This is a genomic window from Anaerosphaera multitolerans (genome assembly GCF_004006535.1).
Classification (GTDB): domain Bacteria; phylum Bacillota; class Clostridia; order Tissierellales; family Peptoniphilaceae; genus Anaerosphaera; species Anaerosphaera multitolerans.
In genome coordinates this window covers 43,375-66,960 of sequence record NZ_RLIH01000009.1, presented here as the reverse complement: position 1 = coordinate 66,960, position 23,586 = coordinate 43,375, and the positions used below count along the sequence as shown (strand labels likewise).

Below are 23,586 nucleotides of genomic sequence, written 5' to 3'. Positions count from 1 at the left end.
TATAGCAAAAGAATAGAAAAACAAAAAACTCTTATTATTTTTTTGTATTTATAATATAAAAACTGGAAATAGTTTAATAAAAGGGATATAATACTAATTTATTAAAACAAAGGGAAAGAGTAGAAGATGATTAGAAACTTTGAAAATATGGATATTGAAAGAGTTATGGAAATTTGGTTACAAACAAATATTAAGGCTCATAATTTTATAGAGGAAAATTATTGGGTGGGAAATTATGATTTAGTAAGATATTTAATGTTGCAGGCAGAAATTATGGTATATGATGATGGAGAAATTAAAGGTTTTATAGGTCTTAAAGATAGTTATATAGAAGGAATTTTTGTAGATTTTAACTATCAAAATAATGGCATAGGTAAAAAGTTATTAAATGAAGTTAAAGATAAAAATAATATTTTGAATTTATCTGTATATGCAAAAAATAAAAGGGTTGTTAATTTTTATATGGGAGAGGGATTTAAAATTGTAGGAGAAAACATTGATAAGAGTACAGGTGAGCTTGAATATTTAATGAGATATTTAAAATAGCTGAAAATATTTAGAATTAGTTTAGAAAATCTTTAGATTTGTATTTTATTATAATATTATTAAATTTATTGGGAAGTGATTATTTGGAAAGGAATGTTTCTTTAAAAGAAAGTAAGTTACCGTTAACGGGATTTGATTTAAAGATTATAGGTATAATTTTAATGCTTTTTGATCATATACATCAAATGTTTGTACATGTTGGCGCTCCAATGTGGTTTACAATGTTGGGAAGGTTAGTTGCTCCGATATTTATTTTTCTTTCAACAGAAGGTCTTAGATATACGCACAGCAGGTTGAAATATGTTAGAAATCTATTGTTTGGTTCTATAGCTATGAATTTGATGTCTGTTGTACTTCAAAAAGTTTTGCCGAATCCGAACATTGTTTTAATGAACAATATATTTGGAACATTATTGATATTGGCAATTTTAATAAGCGCCATTGATTTAGTTATAGATGGAGTAAAGAAATCAAATTATAAAAATGCCGTTATTGGTGTATTAATTTTACTAGCATATGCAGCCTATAATGTATTTGCTATGTCGTTGATTAGCATACCTTTTGGAATAAATTTAGTTCTTATATTTCCGCCTGTTTATTTAGTTGAAGGAGGATTTGTATTTATTATCCTAGGTCTTTTATTTTACTATTTAAGAAAGAGACCTTTACAAATTGCAGCTCTTGCAGTTATAGCTATAATCAGTACTAAATTTTGGACAGAGGGATTTACAATGGGAAGTTTATTTACTTCAAATATACAGTGGATGATGGTATTTTCAGGAATTTTAATGGCTCTATATAATGGCAGAGAGGGGAGAAAGATGAAGAAATTCTTTTATATATTCTACCCTGCCCATATAGCAGTTCTATACATTATTTCAACTTTGTTATTTATAGTATAATTTATTAAGCGTCAGGTGGAACTTGGCGCTTAAATTTTAAGTGTATATTATAATTTACAAGTAATAGACAATAGAGTTGTTTACAAAGGATAAATATTCCTTTAAACTTAATCCTATAAACGGAGGTGAAATAATGAACGTATGGCATGATATCGACAGTAATAGAATTACTCCTGAAAAATTTTTAGCATTAATAGAAATCAGTAAGGGTAGTAAAAATAAGTATGAATTGGATAAAGAGACCGGTTTATTAATTTTAGACAGGATTTTATATACATCAACACATTATCCTGCTAATTATGGGTTTATACCAAAAACCTATGCTCAGGATAACGACCCTTTAGATGTATTGGTTCTGTGTTCCGAATCAATACTGCCTTTAACTTTGGTGGAATGTTATCCAATAGGAGTGGTAGTTATGACTGATGAAGGTTATAGAGATGAAAAAATAATTGCAGTTCCGACTCAGGATCCCAATTACAATAAAATAAGAGAGTATAAGGAAATCCAAAGACATATTATAGATGAAATAATGCATTTCTTTACAGTATATAAAGAATTGGAAGGTAAGGAAACAGCAGTAAATATGATTAATGATGCTAAAGAAGCAAAGAAAATAATAAGAGCGTCTATAGAGGAATATGAAGAGAGATTTGGAGAAAATTAAATATAAACACCTTTTTGATAGTTATTCAAAAGGGTGTTTTTTTGGAGGTTTTTTCAAATACTTTAATAGCTTTAAAGAAATTATTTTTTTAATTTAAAATTGTTATAAAAGTCTAAAAAAATATGTAAAAAAAATGTTAATTTATTTTAAAGTAATTGTAAAAAATAAAATATATACAGATTATTTACTGTATTTATAGTGGGGATAAACAGTTGGACATCAAAAAGTCATGGAATTATACTCACCTTAAAGGAGGTATTTTGATAAAGAGATAAAGTAAGCAATAAGGATATTGTTTCAAAGTCTTTGATATTTTTAAGTTTAGAAATTAGGATATAAAATATTTTAATAGTATTTTTTTATTTTAATTTAAAACTTGGAAATAAATTTAGAAATATTTACAAGCTATGGGTTAGCAAATCGTTAATACATATTGTAAAAATGAAGTGTTGCATATTTTAAATTAAGTAAGGTGAGTTGGAGGGAGCTTTTTGATAATTAACTTAGATATGATACAGTCCGCATGCGCAGGAGTTTTAATATTTTTATTAGGCAAAAAAATTATAGATTGGATTCCTGCACTAAATAGATTTTGTATTCCCGCTCCGGTAGTGGGAGGATTATTATTTGCACTTATACATCTTATAGGAAGACAGACAGGTACATTTTCTTTTGAATTTTCAAATGAGTTAAAAGATTTCTTTATGGTAACTTTCTTCACTACAATTGGATTTTCTGCTAGTTGGAAAATTGTCAAATCAGGTGGTTGGGCTATTATAGTTTTAACTATCGTTTCGGTCATCTGTTTAGTCGGCCAAAATTTAATAGGTTCTACTATTGCGATGGCTTTTGGAGAAAATCCATTAATGGGTCTTTGTGCAGGAGCAATTTCTTTAATGGGAGGAGTTGCATCATCGGCAGCCTATGGGCCTACTATGGAAGCTATGGGAATGCAAGATGGTACGTTGATTGCAATTAGCGCTGCAGTCTTTGGACTTGTGGCAGGGGGGTTAGTTTCAGGCCCCTTAGCAAGATTTTTAATTGATAAATATGATTTATTATCAAAGGCTAAAATTAAAGACAATATAAATACTGATAATATTGATTATGAGAACTTAGAAACCGGCGAAGAAGAAGTAAGTGTTATGAACGTAAATAATTTTACTATTGGTTTCTTTATGTTGATAATAGCAATGGGTATAGGAACGATAGTAAAGATTCCACTGGATATGATTATTCAAAAAATCAATCCTGTAGCAAGTCTACCAATATATATTGGACCTATAATTGTAGCTGCAATTATAAGAAATATTGGAGATGCAAAGGGTAAGGAAATGCCTATAAATGAAATGTCAGTAACTGGAGAAGTGTTTTTAAATATTTTTTTAGCAATGACAATTATGCAGCTTGAGGTTTGGAAATTAATCGGTATAGCAGGACCGTTACTTGTAATTCTTCTAGTTCAAACTATAGTCCTTGCAATTTACGATATTTTAGTTGTATTTAGAGCGAATGGAAAAGATTATGATGCAGCTATGATGGTTGCGGGATTTTACGGATATGCAATGGGTGCCACTCCAAATGCTATTGCAAGTATGAATGCTGTGCAGGAAAGATATAAAAGAGGTTCTCCCAAGGCATATTTTGCAATACCTGTAGTGGGCGGATTTATAATTGATATGCTTATGCCGTTTTTCCTATTAACTCATGCTGGATTGTTAGTTTAAGACTTATTGAAGTATTAAGTAATTATAAGGGTTTAATATTAGCTTTGTAGAAAATTTATATATAATTTGGAAACAATAGTTCTTATATTAGTTTTTAGTGAAATCCATTAATTAAAATTTAAAATTGGTAGACTGAGTAGAAACCCCTTGACATAGGGGTTTTTGCTTATGAAGAATAAGTTTTATAATTTAATGTTCAGTTGGTTTATTAAATTATAAATTTTTATTTACTTTTCTTGAGATGTGTAATTTAACTGTAAAGGAGAGGTAAATTCTCGGAAAGTCTATAGTTCTACTTGTTTCGAAATAGTATAATTTATGAAAAGAAATTTGATTTATTATATGAAAGGAGGGCAGTTTATTAAACTTAGTAACAATAGAATACATAAATAATAGGAGGCATAAAATGGAATTTAGTTTTGATATGTTGGCAACGACGGCCTTAGGCTGTGTTATAGCATTATTTGGTAAACAGTTAGTATCAAGAAGTAGAGTTCTAAGAGAGTGGGCGATTCCTGCACCGGTAGTTGGTGGTCTTATTGTATCTGTAATACTTAGTATTTTAAAGTTTAACGGTGTAATTGCCTTTACATGGAACAAGGATTTATCCAGTTTTTTAATGAACATTTTCTTTACATGTGTTGGATTTGGATTTAGTTTAAAAACACTACAACATGGTAAGAAGTACATAATTCCAATTTTTTGGACTATAACTGCCATAGTAATACTTCAAGGAACCCTTGGAATAGTTTTAGCAAAAGCTTTTGGTATCCATCCTTTAATAGGAGTTAATGCTACTACCGGTGCTCATGCAGGCGGTCCGGGAACGGCGGCAGCTTTCGGAGCTATGTATGAGGAGTTGGGAGCTATTGGGGCAACAGAGGCCGGAGTTGCATCTGCAACTGTAGGGCTTGCTCTTGGAAGTTTAACTGGAGGACCCGCAGCAGTTTGGTTAATTAGAAAATATAAGTTAAAATCTGATCCTAAGGATTTAGAACTAATGGATACTAGTCATGAAGAAGCATTACTAGACGTTCCAAGATTATTTAATATGGTGTGTTTAATTTTAATCGTTGGTGCTCTTGGTATTCCAATACAGTATTTTTTGAAACAGATACCATATATAGAAATGCCTTATTTTATAGGTATGCTATTTTCGGGAGCAATTTGTAGAAATATAATTGAAGCTGTGGGAATTAAATTTTATGAGCCGGAAATAAATGCAATAGAAAGTATAAGTTTGGATATATTTTTGGCAGTTACAATAATGACAATGGACTTAACATTAATAGTTAATATGCTTGGGCCTATACTTTTAATGTTAGTTCTAGATACTATAATAACTGTAGGTTTTGGAATGATTGTGGCATTTAGAGCCTATAAAAAAGATTATGCTGCTGCTGTTATGGTTGCAGGTTTTATTGGGACCTCAATGGGTTCCGGAAGTAATGCCATTGCAAATGAGAAATCTATAATGGACTCTTACGGATATTCTCATATAGCATGGATAATATTCCCTGCACTTTCTGTACTGGCAGTGGATATTGCAAATCCTTTATTTATGTCAATAATTGTAGAGTTCTTATAAGAAAAAAGGTTTCTATCGTTAAAATAGAAACCTTTTTTAAAATTAATTAAGTTAATGAAATAGCTCCGTCAACAACTATAAACTGACCGGTTACATAACTTGAAGCATCTGATGAGAAGAACAGTATCGGTCCGTTTAATTCATCAAGCTCTCCAGGTCTACCCATAGGGTTTGCCGCATTGTAAGCATTTAGAAATTCTTCAGATTTAAACAAAGTTCCTTCTGTCATTTCTGATTTAAACAAACCAGGTCCTATGGCATTTACTGTAATGTTGTATTTTCCATAATAAGTTGCCATTGCTTCTGTAAGTCCTACTACTGCTTTTTTAGAAGCGTTGTAGGAATGTCTTACAAAGATTTCACTTTTATCGGAAATAACGGCATTTACTGAAGCTGTATTAATAATTTTTCCGTATTTATTTTCAATCATATTTGGAAGTATATATTTTGACATAAAGTATATGCCCTTTACGTTAATGTCAAAGGATTTATTCCAATCTTCTTCACTAAGATTAACAACGTCACCGTGTACTGCAATACCTGCATTATTAAATAAAATATCCACTCTTGGGAAATTTTCAAATATTACCTTTGCAGCTTCTTTTACAGATTCTTCATTTGCAACATCACATTTTACAGCTATTGCTTTAACTCCATAGCTCTCAAGTTTTTCTTTTAAGGCTTCAAGTTTTTCCAATCTTCTTGCTAAAACAGCAACATTAGCGCCTGCTTTTGCATAGCCTATCGCTGCGTTTTCGCCTATACCACTAGATGCTCCCGTTACAACTGCATATTTTCCTGTTAATTCGTACATAACATCCTCCTAAAATTTATTTTGCAATGATAAATCATTGATTTTATTTTAACAATTACATTATATCATTAATTCTACGATTTTATATGGTGAATTGATAAATATTTAAAGGATTAGCTTGGTAGGTACACTTTAAAACAAAGAATGTAAACTCTAAGTAAAATATGTAAATAATAGGTAAAATTACAGCTGCCTAGCGTTTATTCCTTGTAAAGATAAAATTAAAATAGTATAATTATTCCATCAATAATAGACTAATCCACCATATGAAATGCCCTAGTTCATTTAACAAATTAGACTGCATAATTATTTTCAATGGCAAAGTTTTTTAGGTGTTCTTATTATGAAATTAGTCTTGTTTTTTTATATACTAAGAAGGAGATAACTTTAGTTACTTTTTTAAAAGCAGTTATTTATTTTTTTGTCTATTTATTATTACTATAACTTAAGACCAAGGAGGTAGGCTGTAAATTAAAGTTTTAGGCAGTAAATCATTATAATTTTATTATTATCATAGAAGGAGGATAAAATTTGGAAGGATTATTGGAAGGCATGAAGGAAGGATTACTTGTAGGAGTTTTAAATTTACAATTCAATCAAGTAATAATGTTTTTAATAGGTGGTCTGTTAATTTATCTTGCAATAGCCAAGGAATATGAACCATCTTTATTATTGCCCATAGGATTTGGAGCGATACTTTGTAACATTCCGCTATCTTCCGCAGTGGGAGATGCTGGATTTTTAACTTTACTATACAATGCAGGTATAGCAACGGAATTATTCCCGGTATTAATATTTATTGCAGTTGGAGCGATGATTGATTTTAAACCTTTAATCGCCAGTCCATTTATGTTATTTTTTGGGGCGGCTGCACAATTCGGTATATTTGCAACAATGTTAGTGGCTCTTGCAACAGGAATGTTCACTCTTCCTGAAGCAGCGTCAATAGGTATAATAGGAGCGGCAGATGGTCCGACTTCAATATATGTGGCAAAGGAATTTGCTCAAAATTATTTAGGACCAATTTCCGTAGCGGCATATTCTTATATGTCACTTGTACCTATAATACAACCACCGGTAATAAGATTACTTACAACTAAAAGTGAAAGAAAAATCAGAATGAAGTATGCTCAGGTTCACGTACCGAAAATAGTGGAAATATTATTCCCAATAGTTATTACAATAATATCCGGAGTAATAGCTCCAATGAGTGTTGCTTTAATAGGAGCTTTGATGTTCGGTAACTTAATAAGAGTATGTGGAGTATTGGAGAGATTATCCCAATCAGCACAAAATGAACTTGCAAACCTGGTAACGATATTACTTGGAATAACAATAGGTTCCACAATGTCCGCAGATGCTTTTTTAAACTCAAAGACGTTAATGATAATGGGAATGGGTTTAGTGGCATTTATCTTTGATACAGCAGGTGGAGTATTATTTGCAAAGTTCTTAAACTTATTCCTAAAGAACAAAGTAAATCCAATGATAGGAGCAGCTGGAATATCAGCTTTCCCTATGTCAGGAAGAGTGGTACAGAAGATAGCAACGGAAGAGGATCCAACAAACTTCATACTAATGCAGGCGATGAGTGCAAACGTAGCGGGACAATTGGGTTCAGTAGTAGCCGGAAGTATGATACTGGCGCTGGTACCATTATTTATGTAGTTGGAGGTAAATTATGGATATGGAAGTAATGAGACAGGGATTGGCGGTTGCCTTATTGGGATTGGCAGGAGTATTTATAGTATTGATACTCTTTTATTTCTCAGTTAAGCTGATGCTACTTGTATTTAAAAATAAAAAATAGAAAAAATAAAATCCTTATCCTAAGATAGGGATTTTTTATTGTTAAAAGTATATTTTAAAAGTAAAAGAGATAAGATTAAAGCAAATCCTTCTGATATTGAAGCTGCAAGCCAAATATTTTCAGATGCTAAAAAGGACTTTGCAAAATTTAAGGATAAGAGTATAAAAAGAAATCCTCTTGCTATGGAAATTATTATAGAGCTTTTAGCTTGACCGATGGCGGCGAAAAATGCTCCTATTAACAGATTAAATCCCACAAGTAAATAGGCATAGGAATATTTGTGAATTCCTAAGTAGGTAATATTTAAAATATCTATTTCGCTTTTACTTAAGAATATATTTACAATCCCCTCTGTAAAACTGTTTACAATAATAAAAAATAAAAGGCTGAAAGCACCAACTGCCAAGGCAGAAAACATTAAGATTTTCCTATAGGACTTTTTTTCTTTTTTACCGTAGTAATAGCTGACAATGGGCTGCATTCCCTGAGTAAGTCCGGACATGGTAATGAGGACAAATAAAGTTACATAGGATATTACAGTATAGGAAATCAAAGATTTCTCTCCCAGTACTGAAGGTAGAAAGTTATTAAATAGCAAAATTATAAAACTGGTGGACATTTCATTTAAAAAATCTCCCAGTCCAATTGGAACAATGCGCTTAAAAATTTTTAAATTTAATTTTGTTTTTACAAGTTTTAAGTTGGAATTTCCAAGTATAAAATGGTATAGAAACAAGACTGTAGAAATAACCTGAGCTATACCAGTAGCAACTGCAGCTCCTTTAATTCCCCAATTTAATCGGGCTACAAAAATATAATCTAAAATAACATTTGTAATTCCGGAAATAAAAACACCTAAAGTTGCCAATAAAGGGAAGCTGTCAATTTTAACCATAACTTCCAAGTTATAGGAGATTATAAAAAATATTCCGAAGAATAGTATAATTTGAAGATAATCTTTTACAAATTCGTAGGTGCTTTCTGTGGCTCCAAGAAAATTAATCACTTGGGGAAGGAATAGGTTAAATATAAGTGTAATTATAAGAGAAAAACCAATTAATACTAATAGGACAGAAGAAAAAATTTTATTTGCTTCTGTTTTTTTATTTTCACCCAGTAATATTCCCACAACAGTGGAAGAGCCGACACCGAAGATAATAGCCAAGGCAAAAAGTCCGTTTACAAAGGGCATTGCTATATTTATAGCGGAAAATTCAAGTTCCCCCACATAGTTTGCCACAAAATAACCGTCCACCATAGTATAAAGTGAAAATACCCACATAGCCATAAGTGAAGGAATTGTATAGCGGAAAAAAGTCTTTAATAAAGAAGAAATAATATCCCTCCTAATATTTAAAATCCGATAATTTAATAATATTCTAACATTGTTTGCAAGAAAACAAAAGTAAGTTAGTAGATTGGACGATGATATAGTATTAAGATAAGTACAAAAATATATTATACGACTATTTTTTAAACAAATGGTCTAAAAAGGATACAGAAATATTAAAAATGGTGTAATATACTATTTAGAAAAAATTATAAATGAGGTGGATGGAATGAAAGGACGAATAGACAAAGAAATTAAAATGTTGGATACTTTTATAATTATATTCTTTGTTGTAGTTGCAGCGGCAATCTTAACCTATGTCGTTCCCAAGGGTTCTTTTGAAACGGAAGAGATTTCCTATGAAGTTAACGATGAAGTTAAAACTAGGACGGTAATTAAAAACGGTACCTTTGAATATGCAACAGATGAAAGTGGAAAACCTTTAAAAGACGGTGTGAAACTTTTTGCGGCGGACTCAGATGAAAAACCGGGTTTTCTAAATTATATGTTTGAGGGTATAGTTACGGGAGACAGAAGTGGAAGTGCCATTGGAGTAATAGCTTTTATACTGGTAATAGGCGGAGCTTTTCAAATTGTAATGAGTACAGGTGCAATAGATGCAGGTATACTGCGTATGATTGAAAAGTTAAAGGGTAAGGAGGCAATTATAATACCGATTTTATTTTTACTTTTCTCTCTGGGCGGAGCCGTGTTCGGAATGGGAGAAGAAGCCATACCTTTTGTAATGATAGTGGTTCCGATGGTAATTGCCATGGGCTATGATGCTATAGTTGGAGTTATGATTACTTATGTTGCAACTCAAATAGGTTTTACTGCATCATGGATGAATCCTTTTTCTGTTGCAATAGCACAGGGAATTGCCCAAGTTCCTGTAATGTCAGGGGCGCAGTTCAGAATTATAATGAGGATTGTTTTTAATATTGTAGCAATTACTTTTATTATGGTATATGCAAAGAAGATAAAAAAAGATCCGACAAAGTCACTTGCCTATGAATCAGATCAGTACTTTAGAGATGATTTGGAGAAAAGTAAAGAAATTCAATCAAAGTTCTCTTTGGGACATCAACTTGTAATTTTAGATCTTGTAGTTACTATGATATGGGTAATTTGGGGTGTAGTTAAAAAAGGTTACTATATACCGGAAATAGCCAGTCAATTTTTTACTATGGGATTGATAGCAGGTATTATAGGAATAATATTTAGGCTGAACAATATGACTATGGACAAAGTGGCAAATTCCTTTAAAGATGGAGCTAAGGACCTGTTGGGACCGGCCCTTGTAGTTGGAATGGCACAGGGAATTATTTATGTACTGGGAGGAACTGATCCTACTACTCCGACTGTATTAAATACCATATTACAGTCAGCATCAGGATTGATTTCAGGACTTCCGTCGGCTATTTCCGCTTGGGTTATGTTTATATTTCAATCTATCTTCAACTTCTTTGTAGTTTCCGGTTCGGGACAGGCAAGTCTTACAATGCCTATAATGGCACCGCTTGCTGATTTGGCTGGGATTACAAGACAAGTTGCAGTTTTGGCTTTCCAATTGGGTGATGGACTTACAAATATTATAGTGCCAACTTCAGGATTGTTAATGGCTGTACTTGGAGCGGCTAAACTGGAATGGATAAATTGGGCTAAATTTCAAGTTAAGTTTCAAATTTTACTTTTTGCACTGGCTTCAATATTTATGTTTGTGGCAGTGGCAATAGGTTTTGCATAAGGAAGAGAGAATATGATTTTAATTAAAAATGCTGAAGTATATAGTCCTAAGTACTTGGGCAGAAAAGATATTTTAATAGGCGGGCGTGAAATTTTAGCAATTGGCAATGATTTTAATTTAATAAACGTTGAGCATGAAGTTGTAGATGTTAAAGGAGATTATATTATTCCGGGACTAATTGACAATCATGTCCATATAAGCGGAGGAGGTGGGGAAGGCGGTTTTAAGCTGCGTACTCCTGAAATAATGCTTACCGATATTACTTTGTCAGGCGTTACTACTGTAATAGGAGTGTTGGGAACGGACGGTACTACAAGGACTATGACCAATTTACTTGCAAAGGCAAGAGGGCTGGAGGAAGAGGGTATTAGTACCTATATTCAAACGGGATCCTATGAAATCCCAGTAAGGACTTTAACCGGCTCTATAGTAGATGATATTGTTTTAATAGATAAAATTATCGGTGTAGGTGAAATTGCTATTTCCGACCATCGTTCCACTGTACCCAGCTATGTAGAATTTGCAAGGGTGATTTCACAGGCCAGACTTGGCGGAATGTTAAGCGGAAAGGCGGGCGTAATAAACGTCCATATGGGTGATGGTGAGGAAATGCTTAACTTAGTATATGAAGTATTAAGTAAGACGTCCATACCCATTAAACACATAGTACCAACGCATATGAATAGGAATCCTTATTTGTTTAAGGAAGCTATAAAATATGCTGGGAAGGGAGGATTTGTGGATTTCACCACAAGTACAACTGAGGTGTTTTTAGCAGAAGGTGAAGTTAAATGTTCTGAGGCTATGAAAATCTTTTATGATAAGGACTTACTTAATATGGTTACACTTTCATCAGATGGACAAGGCTCTCTTCCTGACTTTAATAAAGAAGGTCAAATGGTAGGAGTAGGTGTGGGGGAAGTAAAAAGTCTTTTTAAGGAAATTAAAGATTCTATTTTAAATGAAAAAATTCCTTTGGAAAAAGCTATTACAGTAGCAACTAAAAATACTGCCAATAATTTTAAACTAACTGGAAAGGGTGAAATAAAAGAGGGAAATGACGGCGACCTAGTTCGTTTAAATAAGAATTTAGATATTATAGATGTATATGCCATGGGGAAAAAATTAGTAGAAAAAGGTGTTCCGCTAGTAAAGGGAACTTATGAAAAGTAGAGATTGCTGTGCAATCTTTATTTTTTTGTGTTATAATCCTCAATAACATAAAAATATTTAATTAATTTTAAGGTTTTGAGGTGGTACTTTGGATATTTCAAAAACTAACGTGAAGGATACGGCATTGATTTTTGAAGGCGGAGGTATGAGAGGTGTTTTCACTGCTGCAATTGCCAACATACTAAATGAAAATGAGATATTCTTTGACTATGTGGCCGGAATTTCCGCAGGTTCAAGTAATACTGTTAATTATATTTCACGAGATATTGAGAGGACGAAAAAATCCTATATAGATATTGTAGATGATCCTAATTTTGGAGGAATTAAGACATTTTTAAGGAATGAGGGTTTCTTCAATTCAAGTTATATTTATGAAGAATGGGGCTTGCCTAATGGTGCAGCGCCTTTTAATATGGAAAATTTTCTTTTAAATCCTGCCAAATTTAAAATTGGAACTTTCAACATAAATACGGGAAAAACAGTTTATTGGGGAAGAGAGTATGCAAACAGTATTGATAGGCTTATGAAAGTAGTAAGAGCCTCTTCATCAATGCCTTTTTTTATGCCCAAGACTGAAATTGAAGGAGAGCTTTACTATGATGGAGGTTTAGGAGGGGGAATACCTTTAGATATAGCTCAAAGAGACGGCTATGAAAAATTTTTCATTGTGAGAACTAGGAAAAAAGATTATAGAAAGGAACCAATGACTAAGGCGGAAAGTTTTTTATTAAAAACCTATTTTAAAAAATATCCTCAGGTTTATAAAGCTATGGAGATCAGATACTTAAACTACAACAATACTTTAGATGAAATCAGTAAATTGGAAAGAGAAGGAAGAGCTTTTGTAGTATATCCGGAAGAAATGTTTGTGGAAAATAAGGATACGGATAAGGAAAAACTGGTTCGGATGTATAATTTATCTTATGGTCAGGGGTTAAAAGAAGTGGAAAATTGGAAGGACTTTTTAAAGTTAAATTAAGTTTCTTTCCACAGTTTAATTGAAAATATAATAGCCTTTTTAAATTTTATATAAGTAACTAAACTGTACCATGTTATTTAGAAATTCTTTAGATTATATTTAGAGTTTTTATTAAATTTAAACTTATAATGAAATTAAGAAAGGGTGATAAAATGAAAAATTTGAATATTAAAAGATGTACAGTGTTTTTTATGTTGTTATCAATTGTGATTTTAGGAGTTGGTAAAACTACATATGCAAAAGAAACTACAACTTCACAAGAGATAACAGCTGAGAGCTATGGTAAAAAAGCCATTAATATTATGGATAAAAATGGCCTTTATAAAAACACTAAGGAATGGAAAGAGGCTAAGAAAGAAGTTTTTGAAGATTTAAAGAAAGTTAAGACCTACGAAGAAACCTATCCTATTATAGAAAAAGCCATTAAAGTAGCCGGCGGGAAACACTCCTTTTTTATAAAAAAACCTTTAGTAGATGAAACTCAGGAATTAAATGCTATAGAATATCCTACTACGGAATATAAGGACAATATACTTACTTTAAAGTTGCCCTCCTATGTGGGAACTAAGGAACAGGGACAAAAATATGCCGATACACTGGCAAATAAAATAATTACAAGTAAAAATTTAAAGGGAGTAGTTGTGGACTTAAGAGAAAATGGCGGAGGAGATATGGGACCTATGTTAGCCGGACTTGCTCCCTTACTTCCAGATGGTAATTTAATGTACTTTGAAAGCAATAGAGGTACTTCGCCTGTTAAATTAACTAAGGGACTAATTTCAGGTGGTGGCATGCCTACAAGAGCAAAGGTTGGGCACATTAAGGTAAAGACTAAAGTTGCAATTCTAACGGGAGAAAATACTGCAAGTTCAGCTGAAGCCACATTTATTTCCTTTATGGGCCTGGACAATGTTAAGAGCTTTGGAAAACCGACTGCAGGATATGCCAGCGCAAATACCGTTATACCTTTAGCAGATGGTGCGGAAATGGTTTTAACTATTGCAAGGGATAAAGCAAGGACGGGAGAAGTCTTTGCAGAAGATCCAATAGTTCCCGATATGGTAACTGATAATCCCCTGGAAGAGGCAATTAAATGGATTAATGAATAATCTAAAATAGCGAGCTAAAGAAGCTTGCTATTTTTAAATTAAACACACTTAAAAAACAGAAATTTACTTTAACATAATCCCTGACTAAAGCTATAATTAAATTAGGATAAATTTTAATTAGGTTGGGATATTATGGATTTTCTAATTACATTTGGAATAGCATTAGTGCTTGGAATAATTTTATATAAGTTAAAAGTTCCCGGCGGAATGATGGTAGGAGCAATATTGGGAGCAGCGGCATTTAATATTTTTACCGGAAGGGCTGATATGCCTGACGTTTCAAAATTTATTGCGCAGGTAATAGCAGGTGCCTTTATAGGAAGCGGGATGAGTAAAAATGATTTAAACAGACTTCCCAAGCTTTTTAAGCCCATATTGATTTTATTATTTAATTTACTTGTCTTAAATATTGTAATGGGCATTGTCATTTGGAAAATTAGTTCCCTGGATATTATAACTTCTCTTATGAGTGTAGTTCCCGGCGGAATGAGTGATATACCTTTAATTGCAGAGGATATGGGAGCTAATGCAGGGGTAGTTGCAACTCTGCAATTTGTTAGAATGACAGTGGGAATTGGAATATTTCCAACTTTTATTCAAAAATTTGATATGAGATTTTCTTCCGACAATCCAAACAAACCCTTTGAAAAAGAAACAAGGGAAAATATTAAGGTAAAGAAGAGAGAGTATAACTGGATACACTTGGGGCTTACTCTTTTTGTGGCTTTTTTAGGGGGATATATTGGTAAAAGATTAGGTGTACCTGCAGGAACACTTTCCTTTTCAATGTTTGCAGTTTTGATTTTAAAATTAACTACAGGAATAGGTAATCTGACAATTGAAATGAAACGATTTGCACAGTTGCTATCAGGTACTTATATAGGTTCGGGAATAGGTTTAAAAGACGTTTTAATGTTAAAAGAGCTTTTAATACCGGTAATACTTATTGTGGTTGGCTACATGGCTAATTGCATATGGACCGGCGCTATTTTAAATAAAGTCTTTAAAATAGAAAGAAAAGAAGCCATGTTAGCAGCAACACCGGCGGGAGCCAGTGATATGGCCTTAATTTCATCAGATATTGGTGTAGTGAGTGTGGATTTAATAGTTATGCAAATTATTAGAATGATTTTTGTAATAGCTGTATTTCCACAGGTAATAACATTAGTAGTAAATTTATTTTAAATATTGAAATCAAAGAAGTAATTTTTCTTCTTTGATTCTTTTTTTTCAAAGGGTTCTTTAATAACAGTTTCAATTATAATTTTAAGTGCTTTTACAATATCATCCATAGCTAATAAAGAGCTAATATTTCCATTTTCATCTTTTGAAATGGGAATATGGATAAGTCCGCCAATTGTATTTTCAAATTTTTTATTGTTTTCTATTAAATATAATAATCCGTACATTACATGGTTGGAAAAATGAGTTCCTGCAGAGTTGGAAATAGTAGCAGGGATTTGTATACTTTTTAAATTTTTCAAAATTTTTTTTATGGGAAGTTTAGTAAAATATGCATTTTCTCCCTTTGAATATATTTTTTTATCAACAGGAGTAATTCCATTATTATCAGGTATTTGTGCATCATCAATATTTATTGCAATTCTTTCCAAGGAAAGACCGGATTTACTTTCTAATTGATTAATACATAGAACTATCTTTGGATTGAATGTATCCATTGCCTTTTCCAATATATCAATGGAATTATCAAAGGATGAGGGCAATTCAAGTTTAATGAGATTATGTTCAAAAATTTTATCAGATAGTTGTTTTACTACATTGTAGCCTAGATTAGTTTTATCAGGATTTAAGGCTTCAAATCCCACTATTAAAAGGTTCATAAAAACACCTCTTCTTTTTAATACTAGCTTACTATTAAAATTATGAGATATCAAGAAAATATCGGTTAATCTTGACATTAATATCGTAATATCGTAATATTACAATATAGCAATAGAAGGAGTATTTAAATGGATATAAAACAAGATTATGAGTTGTTGAGAGAAAGAGCCGAATTGTTAAAGGTACTGGGGCATCCTGTACGACTGTGCATTATTAGAGGCCTTTTAAGTGAGGGAGAAAAGAATGTAAGTAATATGCAGGAGTGTTTAGAAATGCCTCAATCCACGGTATCACAACATCTGTCAATTTTAAAATCGGCAGGTATAATAGATTGTTCAAGAAAGAAAACGGAAAATTTTTATTTTATTGCAAATCCTCTAGTAGAGAAATTAATGAGAGTATTATTTGAAAAGGAGATAGAATTATGAAAAAGACTATAGTAATAGTTGGTGGAGTTGCCGGCGGTGCAAGTACTGCCACAAGACTTAGAAGACTTAGTGAAGACACTGAAATAATCATACTTGAAAAGGGAGAATATATTTCCTTTGCAAATTGTGGACTTCCCTACTATATAGGCGGAACCATTGCAGAACGAGATACTTTACTTGTACAGACAGTTGAAGAGTTAAGTCGTAAATATAATTTAGATATTAGAGTTTTCAATGAACTTAAAGAAATAGATTCTGAAAATAAAAAGTTAACAGTATTTAATATAAAAGAAAATAAAAATTATGAGTTAAGTTACGACACTTTAGTTCTTTCGCCGGGAGCAAGTCCTTTAAAACCGCCAATTAAAGGTTTAAATGAAGCGGAGAATGTATTTACTCTTAGAACTATTCCCGATACTGATGCAATAAAAAATTTTATAGATGAAAACAAACCTGAGAAAGCCGTTGTAATAGGAGGCGGTTTTATAGGTGTGGAAATGGTTGAAAATTTGGCGGAGCAGGGAATTAAAGTAACTTTAATAGAGGCTTTAGACCAAATAATGGCACCCTTTGATTTGGAAATGGCTACAATTTTACACAACCACTTAAAGGAAAAGGGAGTTGAATTAATATTAAGTGATGGTGTTGATAGATTTGAAGATAAGGGAAAGCTAATAGTTACTTCCAGCGGGAAAAAAGTTAAAAGTGATATAACTATACTCTCCATAGGAGTGAGGCCGGACACTGAATTTGTAAAGAGTTCAGGAATAAAACTTGGTCAAAGGGGACATATTTTAGTTGATGAGCATATGAGAACTTCTGATGAAAATATTTTTGCTCTTGGAGATGCCATAGAGTTTAAGGATTATATATATAAAGAACCCATGTCTTTAGCCCTTGCAGCACCGGCAAATAAACAGGCGAGAATTACGGCAAATGTAATAATGGGAAAAGAGGATTCTTTTAAGGGATTTTTAGGATCTTCAGTTGCAAAGATTTTTGATTTAACTGCTGCATCTACAGGATGGAATGAAAAGAGACTTAAGGCAGCAGGAAAGGAATTTGATTTTGTAAACGTAGTTGCAAATAATCATGCGGGATACTATCCGGGAGCTATGCCTATAAATTTAAAAGTTCTCTATGAGTTGCCAAGTGGAAGGGTTTTAGGAGCTCAAGCCATTGGTGGAAGCGGAACAGAAAAGAGAATTGACGTTATTGCAGCGGCAATTTATGGCGGTCTTACAGTAGATGATTTAACGGATTTGGAGCTGACCTATGCTCCTCCTTATTCAGGAGCTAAGGATCCTGTAAATGTTGCCGGATATATGGCTCAGAATAAACTTGACAATATTTTAAAGGATGTAAGTGTAAAGGAAATTGACAAGATAGTTGAGGAGGGAGCTTTCTTAATTGATGTAAGAGAACCGGAAGAAACTATTTTGGGAACTATACCGGGATCTGTAAATATCTGTTGCGGTGATTTAAGAAGCCAGATTGACAATATTCCAAAGGATAAAGATGTCTACGTAAGCTGTCAAATAGGTAGCAGGGGATATCTGATGTGTAGAGTTTTAGAAAATTCAGGAATTAGTGCTACAAACGTAGCCGGAGGATATTCTCTTTACAGAGAGCAACATGGAATGACTGCAAATAGTGAAGATGTAGAATTGGAAAGCGGTAATTTTTCCTGTGCAGATAATCCGGATATTTTAAAAAAAAACATTAAAGTAACAAAAAGTATAGATGCAAGAGGACTGCAATGTCCCGGACCAATTGCAGCAACCTATAAGGCTTTACAAGAGTTAAATGATGGTGAAATTCTTGAAGTAAAGGCATCGGAGCCAGGATTCAAAAGAGATATAGGAGCTTGGTGTGAAAAAACGGGAAATGTATTATTAAGCTTAGACATAGAAGATGGATATTTTAAGGCGATAATTTCAAAAGGCAAGGTTAATCTTGAAAAAATGGCTGAAGAGGTAAAAGATGGAGCGACAATAGTGGTCTTTTCGGGAGACTTGGATAAGGCAATGGCATCTTTGATAATTGCTACAGGAGCTGCTTCGATGGGTAAAAAGGTAACTATGTTTTTTACTTTCTGGGGTTTAAATATCCTTAGAAAAAAAGGTATAACAGTTGAAAAGGATACTATGGAAAAGATGTTTTCCAAGATGATGCCTGAGGGAATAAGTGAGCTTAAGATTTCCAAAATGAATATGGGTGGTATGGGAACCACTATGATGAAAAAAGTAATGGAGCAAAAAAATGTTGACACACCTGAAATGCTATTAAAGCAGGCGAAAGATTTGGGCGTTAATCTAATAGCCTGTGCAATGAGTATGGACATTATGGGAATTAAAGAAGAGGAGTTAATTGACGGTGTGGAAATTGCGGGCGTTGCAACTTATCTAGCAAAGACTGAAGAATCGGGATTAAATTTATTTATTTAACCTTGACAAATAAAAAGGAGTTGCTATAATTAGGACAGTATAGAAATTCACTATGTTGCAACTAGTTCTATATTGTGAAATTGAATATAGTTTGGTTTTCTAGGGTTCCGCAGCTTGCTGGTCTGGTCCGAGAGAAAGCGCATAAAGTTGAAAGATACTTTATGGACACGGTAGGATAAAAGCCTAGGAGTTTAGTTTATAAGACTGACTCTTGGGCTTTTTTTTATTTTGTATTTTTATTTAATTAGGAGGAAAATATGTTCGGTTTGTTGGCTTCCACTGTAGTAACCAGTGCTGCAGATAGCATTAACCCAATTGCTATTACAGAACAATTTGTGCTACAGGGAATGGTAAAAAGAACGAAAGATATTTGGTATTTTATAATTGCAATAGGCACTACTAATTTTCTAGGAGGTTTATTGGCATACTTTGGCTTAATTTCTGTAATTAGTGAGTTTATGGGTGGAGTTATTGCGAGGTATGGAACTACAATATACTTAATTGAGTTAGTTATAGGTGTAGCTTTTGTTTTATCAACGCTATACTTGGTATATTTCGGTTTTAATAAGAAGACGGAAAAGGAAGATGATGAAAATAAAATATTTGATAAAATTAAAAGTGTAACTCCTAAATCGTTGGTGTTACTGGGAATTGTGGCAACAATAAGTGAATTGACTACGGCTTTACCTTACTTTGCCTTTTTAAGTATATTGTTTAATTACAATTTGGAATTTATTAACGTTATTTTTATTATGGTAGTATACAATATAGTTTATTCAATGCCGCTGATTATAATGTATATTATCTATATAAAGGCAAAGGATAAGTTTGATACTATTTACTTGGTGATAAAGACCAATATGAATAAGTTGTCAAGGGTATTGGCTCCTGCTATAACAGCGGTAATAGGTATTATATTAATATCTCATTCAGCTTTTACCATATACCTATAGTGGTTTGATTAAAGGATAGCCTTATTGTATTATTGTAATAGATAAATTTTAAATTTTTAAAGGGGTATTTTATGGATAACTATGGACTTGTAATAAATGGTTTTGCTTTTATATTTTTAAGTATATATCTATTGATAATGGTAATATTTGGAGAAAAGGCTGCAATTTTAATTAGGGTTTATAGTGAAATTCCTAAAAATGCAAGAGATGGATATGATAAGAAGAAACTTATTGGAGATTATGTACTAAATCTTTTTATTTCCATAATCTGTGTGGGAATAGGTATGGCAGTATCTTATTTTATATCTTCAAAAGCAGGAGTTGCTCTTTTTATTATTTGGTTAATTTTATATTTAATTATGAACATAATATATAAAAGAAATTTTAACAAGTATAGATTTAAGTAAGTAAAGTCCACGGGTTATCTGTGGACTTTTAAAAAGGCCAAATATGTGTACTTAAAGATTTAAAGGGTATAGTTTCTATAGTTTTATATTTAGTAAGAAGATAGGATGAACTATGAAGGGAGTTTTAATTGGTGCATTTACTTTCTTAATAATTGGAATATTTCATCCTATAGTAATTAAAGGCGAATATTATTTTGGAGTAAAGATGTGGCCGATTTTTGCTGTGGCAGGAATTTTCTTTATTGCAATGGGATTTTATGTAACTGAAATATTTTGGTCTGCAATATTAAGCGTTATGGGCTTTTCCTGTCTATGGAGCATTTTGGAACTTTTTGAACAAAGAGAAAGGGTTAGGAAGGGATGGTTTCCTAAAAACCCAAATAAGAGGAAAGGAAAGTTGTAATTTTAGTTGAGTTTTAAAGGAGAATTTTATGAAAAACCCAAGGGATAAAAACGGATTAAACGAACATCAACCTAGTAGAAATCAAAAAGTTTATGATAAGTATTTAAGACGTGCAGGAGGACAGTTGGTAGATAACAATGAAGATTCTTTAACTGCAGGTCAAAGAGGACACATTTCAATTCAAGATATTTGGCTATTTGAAAAACAAGCCCACTTTAACAGAGAAGTAATACCTGAAAGAAGGATGCACGCAAAGGGATGGGGAGCTTTTGGAGAATTTGTAGTTACTGAGGATATTTCAAAGTATACAAAGGCAAAACTATTTTCTAAAGTTGGAAATAAGGTGGAAGTATTTGCGAGATTTTCCACTGTTGCGGGAGAAAGAGGCGCAGCTGATGCGGAAAGGGATATTAGAGGATTTGCAGTAAGATTTTATACTGAAGAGGGGAATTGGGATATTGTAGGTAATAATACTCCTGTTTTTTTCTTTAGAGATCCTATGAAATTTATTGATTTAAATCACGCTGTAAAAAGGGATCCAAGAACTAATTTAAGAAGTCCTAATACAAATTGGGATTTTTGGACGTCATTACCGGAAAGTTTATTGCAAGTTACGCTTACAATGTCAGATAGAGGAATACCTTCATCCTTTAGATTTATGCATGGTTTTGGAAGTCATACTTTTAGTATGGTAAATGAAAAAGATGAAAGAGTTTGGGTTAAATTTCATTTCAGAAGTGAACAGGGAATTCAAAACTTTACCGACCAAGAGGCGAGCTATGTAGTGGGACAGGACCGTGAAAGCAGTGGAAGGGATTTATATGAGGCAATTGAAGCGGGAGTATTTCCAAAATGGAAGATGTTTATACAGGTTATGACTGAAGAAGAAGCTGAAAATCTACCTTACAATCCTTTTGATTTAACGAAGATGTGGTATAAAAAAGATTTTCCGCTAATTCCAGTTGGAGAATTTGTTTTAAATCGAAATCCCGACAATTATTTCCAAGATGTTGAGCAGGCTGCCTTTAGCCCGGCGAACATAATTCCGGGAATAGGGTTGTCTCCCGATAGAATGTTACAGGCAAGACTTTTCTTCTATAGCGATGCTCATAGGTATCGCCTTGGTGTAAATCACCATCAAATACCTGTAAATTCGCCTAAGGGAGTAGAAAATCCTCATAATTACCATAGAGACGGAACTATGCGTGTAGATGGGAACAAGGGAAGTGAACTTCACTATTCTCCTAATAGTTACGGTGGCTGGCAGGATAGCCCTGACGTGGCTTTGCATCCTGACAAGGGTGGGGAAGCTAAAAGGTATGACTTTAGAGAAGATGACCATGATTATTTTACTCAACCGGGTCTACTGTTTAGAGCTATGACTTCTGAGCAACAGTTGGTGTTGTTTGAAAATACCGCCAGAAATTTAGGCGACAGCACACTGCAAATTAAACATCGCCATATAGTTAATTGCTACCAAGCAGACCCTGAATACGGAAAGGGGGTAGCAAAAGCTCTAGGTATTGATATAGAAAGTGTGGACTTGACACCACGGCTAAGTAGAAGTCGTGAAGAGTGGCAGAAGGACAACAAAAGAGATGAGGACTTAAATATAGTTACAGAGCCTGCAATGCCGGAAACAGCTATGAGTCTACCGAAAGAGGGCAGAGATACAAATGTAGATAATCCGAAGACTTTATCATCTTGGGAAGCAGATTCATACTTGTTATAAAAAATAGGGCATTAGAATTTCTCTAATGCTCTTTACTTATAAATAATAAATAGAGGAGGTAAATATGCAAAAGCTATTAAGAGATAATGTGATTTACAATTTTGAAAATGGAATGAAGGGTGCCTACAAGGTGAAAGACGGGGAAACTTTTACTGTTGAAACCTGTGATTGTTTTCATCAGCAGATAAGCAGTGAAGATCAGGTTTTATTGGAAATAGACATGGATATTGTAAATCCTGCAACAGGTCCTATTTATGTAGAGGGGGCAGAGGTTGGAGATATTTTAAAAGTTGAAATTCTTGATATAAAAATCGATGACAGAGGAGTAGCAGCTGCAATACCGGGTTCAGGCGGACTTCCTGAGGAATCAAAGGAAGCCATAGTAAGAGTAATAGAAGTAAAGGAGGGCTTTGCCAATTATCTTGGTAAAAAAATTCCTATAGAGCCTATGATTGGAGTTATAGGAGTGGCTCCGGGAGAGGGAGAAGGTACTTGGGGAACTCATACTCCTTGGAAACATGGGGGCAATATGGATACTAAGACTATAACTAAGGGAAGGACATTGTATTTTGATGTAGGACAGGAAGGGGCAATGCTTGCTCTTGGCGATTTACATGCTGTAATGGGAGATGGAGAACTGTGTTTTACCGGACTTGAAATCCCCGGAGAAGTAGATTTAAAAGTAAGCCTAATAAAAGGGAAAAAGAAATTAAATTGGCCTGTTTTGGAATCTAAAGATAATATTGCAATAATTGCATCGGGGGAAAATTTGGAAGAGGCTATGCAGAATGCTGCAAGTACGGCAGTAAAATATATAAGTGAAGTATTAAACTCAACATGGGCTGAAGCTTATGTAATGGCAAGTCAGGTACTTGATTTAAGAATATCTCAGGTAGTAAATCCAATGAAGACTGTAAGGGCTGAAATACCAAATTATATTTTAACTATGGAAGAAATTTTAAATAGAAATTAAAAATTGTAA

Annotated in this window: 22 protein-coding genes and 1 riboswitch; of the genes, 19 read left to right on the top strand and 3 right to left on the bottom strand. The window is 33.1% G+C overall.

Features of this window, described 5'->3' with window-relative positions; genetic code table 11:
- Positions 1-126: 126 nt before the first annotated feature.
- The 5 genes from EF514_RS07105 (at position 127) to EF514_RS07085 (ending at position 5,430) form a co-directional block, all read left to right on the top strand.
- Positions 127-546 carry a GNAT family N-acetyltransferase gene (locus tag EF514_RS07105; RefSeq protein ID WP_127724745.1) on the top strand — a complete coding sequence of 140 codons (420 nt, stop codon included), beginning with the start codon at positions 127-129 and terminating at the stop codon, positions 544-546.
- Positions 547-629: 83 nt separating this feature from the next.
- Entirely contained in the window at positions 630-1,448 is an 819-nt protein-coding gene (locus EF514_RS07100; protein WP_205666389.1) for a TraX family protein, read from the top strand.
- A gap of 133 nt (positions 1,449-1,581) precedes the next feature.
- Positions 1,582-2,115, top strand: coding sequence for an inorganic diphosphatase (locus EF514_RS07095; protein WP_127724744.1), 534 nt, complete (start codon positions 1,582-1,584; stop codon positions 2,113-2,115).
- A gap of 491 nt (positions 2,116-2,606) precedes the next feature.
- On the top strand, positions 2,607-3,842 hold the full coding sequence (locus tag EF514_RS07090) for a sodium/glutamate symporter (RefSeq protein WP_127724743.1): 1,236 nt from the start codon (positions 2,607-2,609) through the stop codon (positions 3,840-3,842).
- Between the two features lie 406 nt (positions 3,843-4,248).
- Positions 4,249-5,430, top strand: coding sequence for a sodium/glutamate symporter (locus EF514_RS07085; protein WP_127724742.1), 1,182 nt, complete (start codon positions 4,249-4,251; stop codon positions 5,428-5,430).
- Positions 5,431-5,476: 46 nt separating this feature from the next.
- On the opposite strand, the gene EF514_RS07080 is transcribed toward EF514_RS07085, so the two are convergent.
- Complete coding sequence (locus EF514_RS07080; protein ID WP_127724741.1) at positions 5,477-6,244, bottom strand: SDR family NAD(P)-dependent oxidoreductase; 768 nt, start codon at positions 6,242-6,244, stop codon at positions 5,477-5,479.
- 552 nt (positions 6,245-6,796) lie between these two features.
- Between EF514_RS07080 and EF514_RS07075 the strand changes: the two genes are divergently transcribed.
- Together EF514_RS07075 and EF514_RS10995 are read left to right on the top strand one after the other, a co-directional pair.
- On the top strand, positions 6,797-7,912 hold the full coding sequence (locus EF514_RS07075) for a sodium ion-translocating decarboxylase subunit beta (protein ID WP_127724774.1): 1,116 nt from the start codon (positions 6,797-6,799) through the stop codon (positions 7,910-7,912).
- 13 nt (positions 7,913-7,925) lie between these two features.
- Complete coding sequence (locus tag EF514_RS10995; RefSeq protein WP_127724740.1) at positions 7,926-8,054, top strand: oxaloacetate decarboxylase; 129 nt, start codon at positions 7,926-7,928, stop codon at positions 8,052-8,054.
- A gap of 19 nt (positions 8,055-8,073) precedes the next feature.
- Here EF514_RS10995 and EF514_RS07065 read toward each other — a convergent pair whose 3' ends face one another.
- Positions 8,074-9,342, bottom strand: a complete 1,269-nt coding sequence (locus EF514_RS07065; protein WP_127724739.1) for an MATE family efflux transporter — start codon at positions 9,340-9,342, stop codon at positions 8,074-8,076.
- A gap of 271 nt (positions 9,343-9,613) precedes the next feature.
- Here EF514_RS07065 and yfcC point away from each other — a divergent pair, with 271 nt between their 5' ends.
- The 5 genes from yfcC to EF514_RS07040 all read left to right on the top strand — a co-directional run bounded on the left by yfcC (position 9,614) and on the right by EF514_RS07040 (position 15,577).
- The gene (gene yfcC / locus EF514_RS07060; protein ID WP_127724738.1) at positions 9,614-11,131 is read left to right on the top strand and encodes a putative basic amino acid antiporter YfcC; all 1,518 of its coding nucleotides are present in this window, start codon (positions 9,614-9,616) and stop codon (positions 11,129-11,131) included.
- A gap of 12 nt (positions 11,132-11,143) precedes the next feature.
- The gene (iadA, locus tag EF514_RS07055; protein WP_127724737.1) at positions 11,144-12,304 is read left to right on the top strand and encodes a beta-aspartyl-peptidase; all 1,161 of its coding nucleotides are present in this window, start codon (positions 11,144-11,146) and stop codon (positions 12,302-12,304) included.
- Positions 12,305-12,392: 88 nt separating this feature from the next.
- Positions 12,393-13,283 carry a patatin-like phospholipase family protein gene (locus EF514_RS07050; RefSeq protein ID WP_127724736.1) on the top strand — a complete coding sequence of 297 codons (891 nt, stop codon included), beginning with the start codon at positions 12,393-12,395 and terminating at the stop codon, positions 13,281-13,283.
- A gap of 152 nt (positions 13,284-13,435) precedes the next feature.
- On the top strand, positions 13,436-14,392 hold the full coding sequence (locus tag EF514_RS07045) for a S41 family peptidase (protein ID WP_164845567.1): 957 nt from the start codon (positions 13,436-13,438) through the stop codon (positions 14,390-14,392).
- 132 nt (positions 14,393-14,524) lie between these two features.
- A complete protein-coding gene (locus EF514_RS07040; RefSeq protein ID WP_127724734.1) occupies positions 14,525-15,577 on the top strand; it encodes an AbrB family transcriptional regulator in 1,053 nt (350 codons plus the stop codon).
- Here EF514_RS07040 and EF514_RS07035 read toward each other — a convergent pair.
- Entirely contained in the window at positions 15,574-16,233 is a 660-nt protein-coding gene (locus EF514_RS07035) for a pyroglutamyl-peptidase I (RefSeq protein ID WP_127724733.1), read from the bottom strand. The two genes, EF514_RS07040 and EF514_RS07035, sit on opposite strands and share 4 nt — an antisense overlap.
- A gap of 129 nt (positions 16,234-16,362) precedes the next feature.
- On the opposite strand from EF514_RS07035, the gene EF514_RS07030 reads away from it, so the two are divergent.
- From EF514_RS07030 to EF514_RS07000, 7 genes are all read left to right on the top strand, one after another.
- Positions 16,363-16,662 (top strand): ArsR/SmtB family transcription factor, encoded by a 300-nt coding sequence (locus EF514_RS07030; RefSeq protein ID WP_127724732.1) that lies wholly within the window; start codon positions 16,363-16,365, stop codon positions 16,660-16,662.
- On the top strand, positions 16,659-19,109 hold the full coding sequence (locus tag EF514_RS07025; protein WP_127724731.1) for a CoA-disulfide reductase: 2,451 nt from the start codon (positions 16,659-16,661) through the stop codon (positions 19,107-19,109). The genes EF514_RS07030 and EF514_RS07025 overlap by 4 nt, the downstream gene beginning before the upstream one ends.
- An 88-nt stretch (positions 19,110-19,197) precedes the next feature.
- A riboswitch (guanidine-I (ykkC/yxkD leader) is annotated at positions 19,198-19,301 on the top strand.
- 65 nt (positions 19,302-19,366) lie between these two features.
- The gene (locus EF514_RS07020; protein WP_127724730.1) at positions 19,367-20,062 is read left to right on the top strand and encodes a GAP family protein; all 696 of its coding nucleotides are present in this window, start codon (positions 19,367-19,369) and stop codon (positions 20,060-20,062) included.
- A gap of 71 nt (positions 20,063-20,133) precedes the next feature.
- Positions 20,134-20,469 carry a DUF3784 domain-containing protein gene (locus EF514_RS07015; RefSeq protein ID WP_127724729.1) on the top strand — a complete coding sequence of 112 codons (336 nt, stop codon included), beginning with the start codon at positions 20,134-20,136 and terminating at the stop codon, positions 20,467-20,469.
- Between the two features lie 112 nt (positions 20,470-20,581).
- Positions 20,582-20,872 carry a DUF4491 family protein gene (locus tag EF514_RS07010; RefSeq protein WP_127724728.1) on the top strand — a complete coding sequence of 97 codons (291 nt, stop codon included), beginning with the start codon at positions 20,582-20,584 and terminating at the stop codon, positions 20,870-20,872.
- Between the two features lie 28 nt (positions 20,873-20,900).
- Positions 20,901-22,604 (top strand): catalase, encoded by a 1,704-nt coding sequence (locus tag EF514_RS07005; RefSeq protein ID WP_127724727.1) that lies wholly within the window; start codon positions 20,901-20,903, stop codon positions 22,602-22,604.
- A 64-nt stretch (positions 22,605-22,668) separates the two neighbouring features.
- Positions 22,669-23,577 (top strand): acetamidase/formamidase family protein, encoded by a 909-nt coding sequence (locus tag EF514_RS07000; protein ID WP_127724726.1) that lies wholly within the window; start codon positions 22,669-22,671, stop codon positions 23,575-23,577.
- Positions 23,578-23,586: the final 9 nt, after the last annotated feature.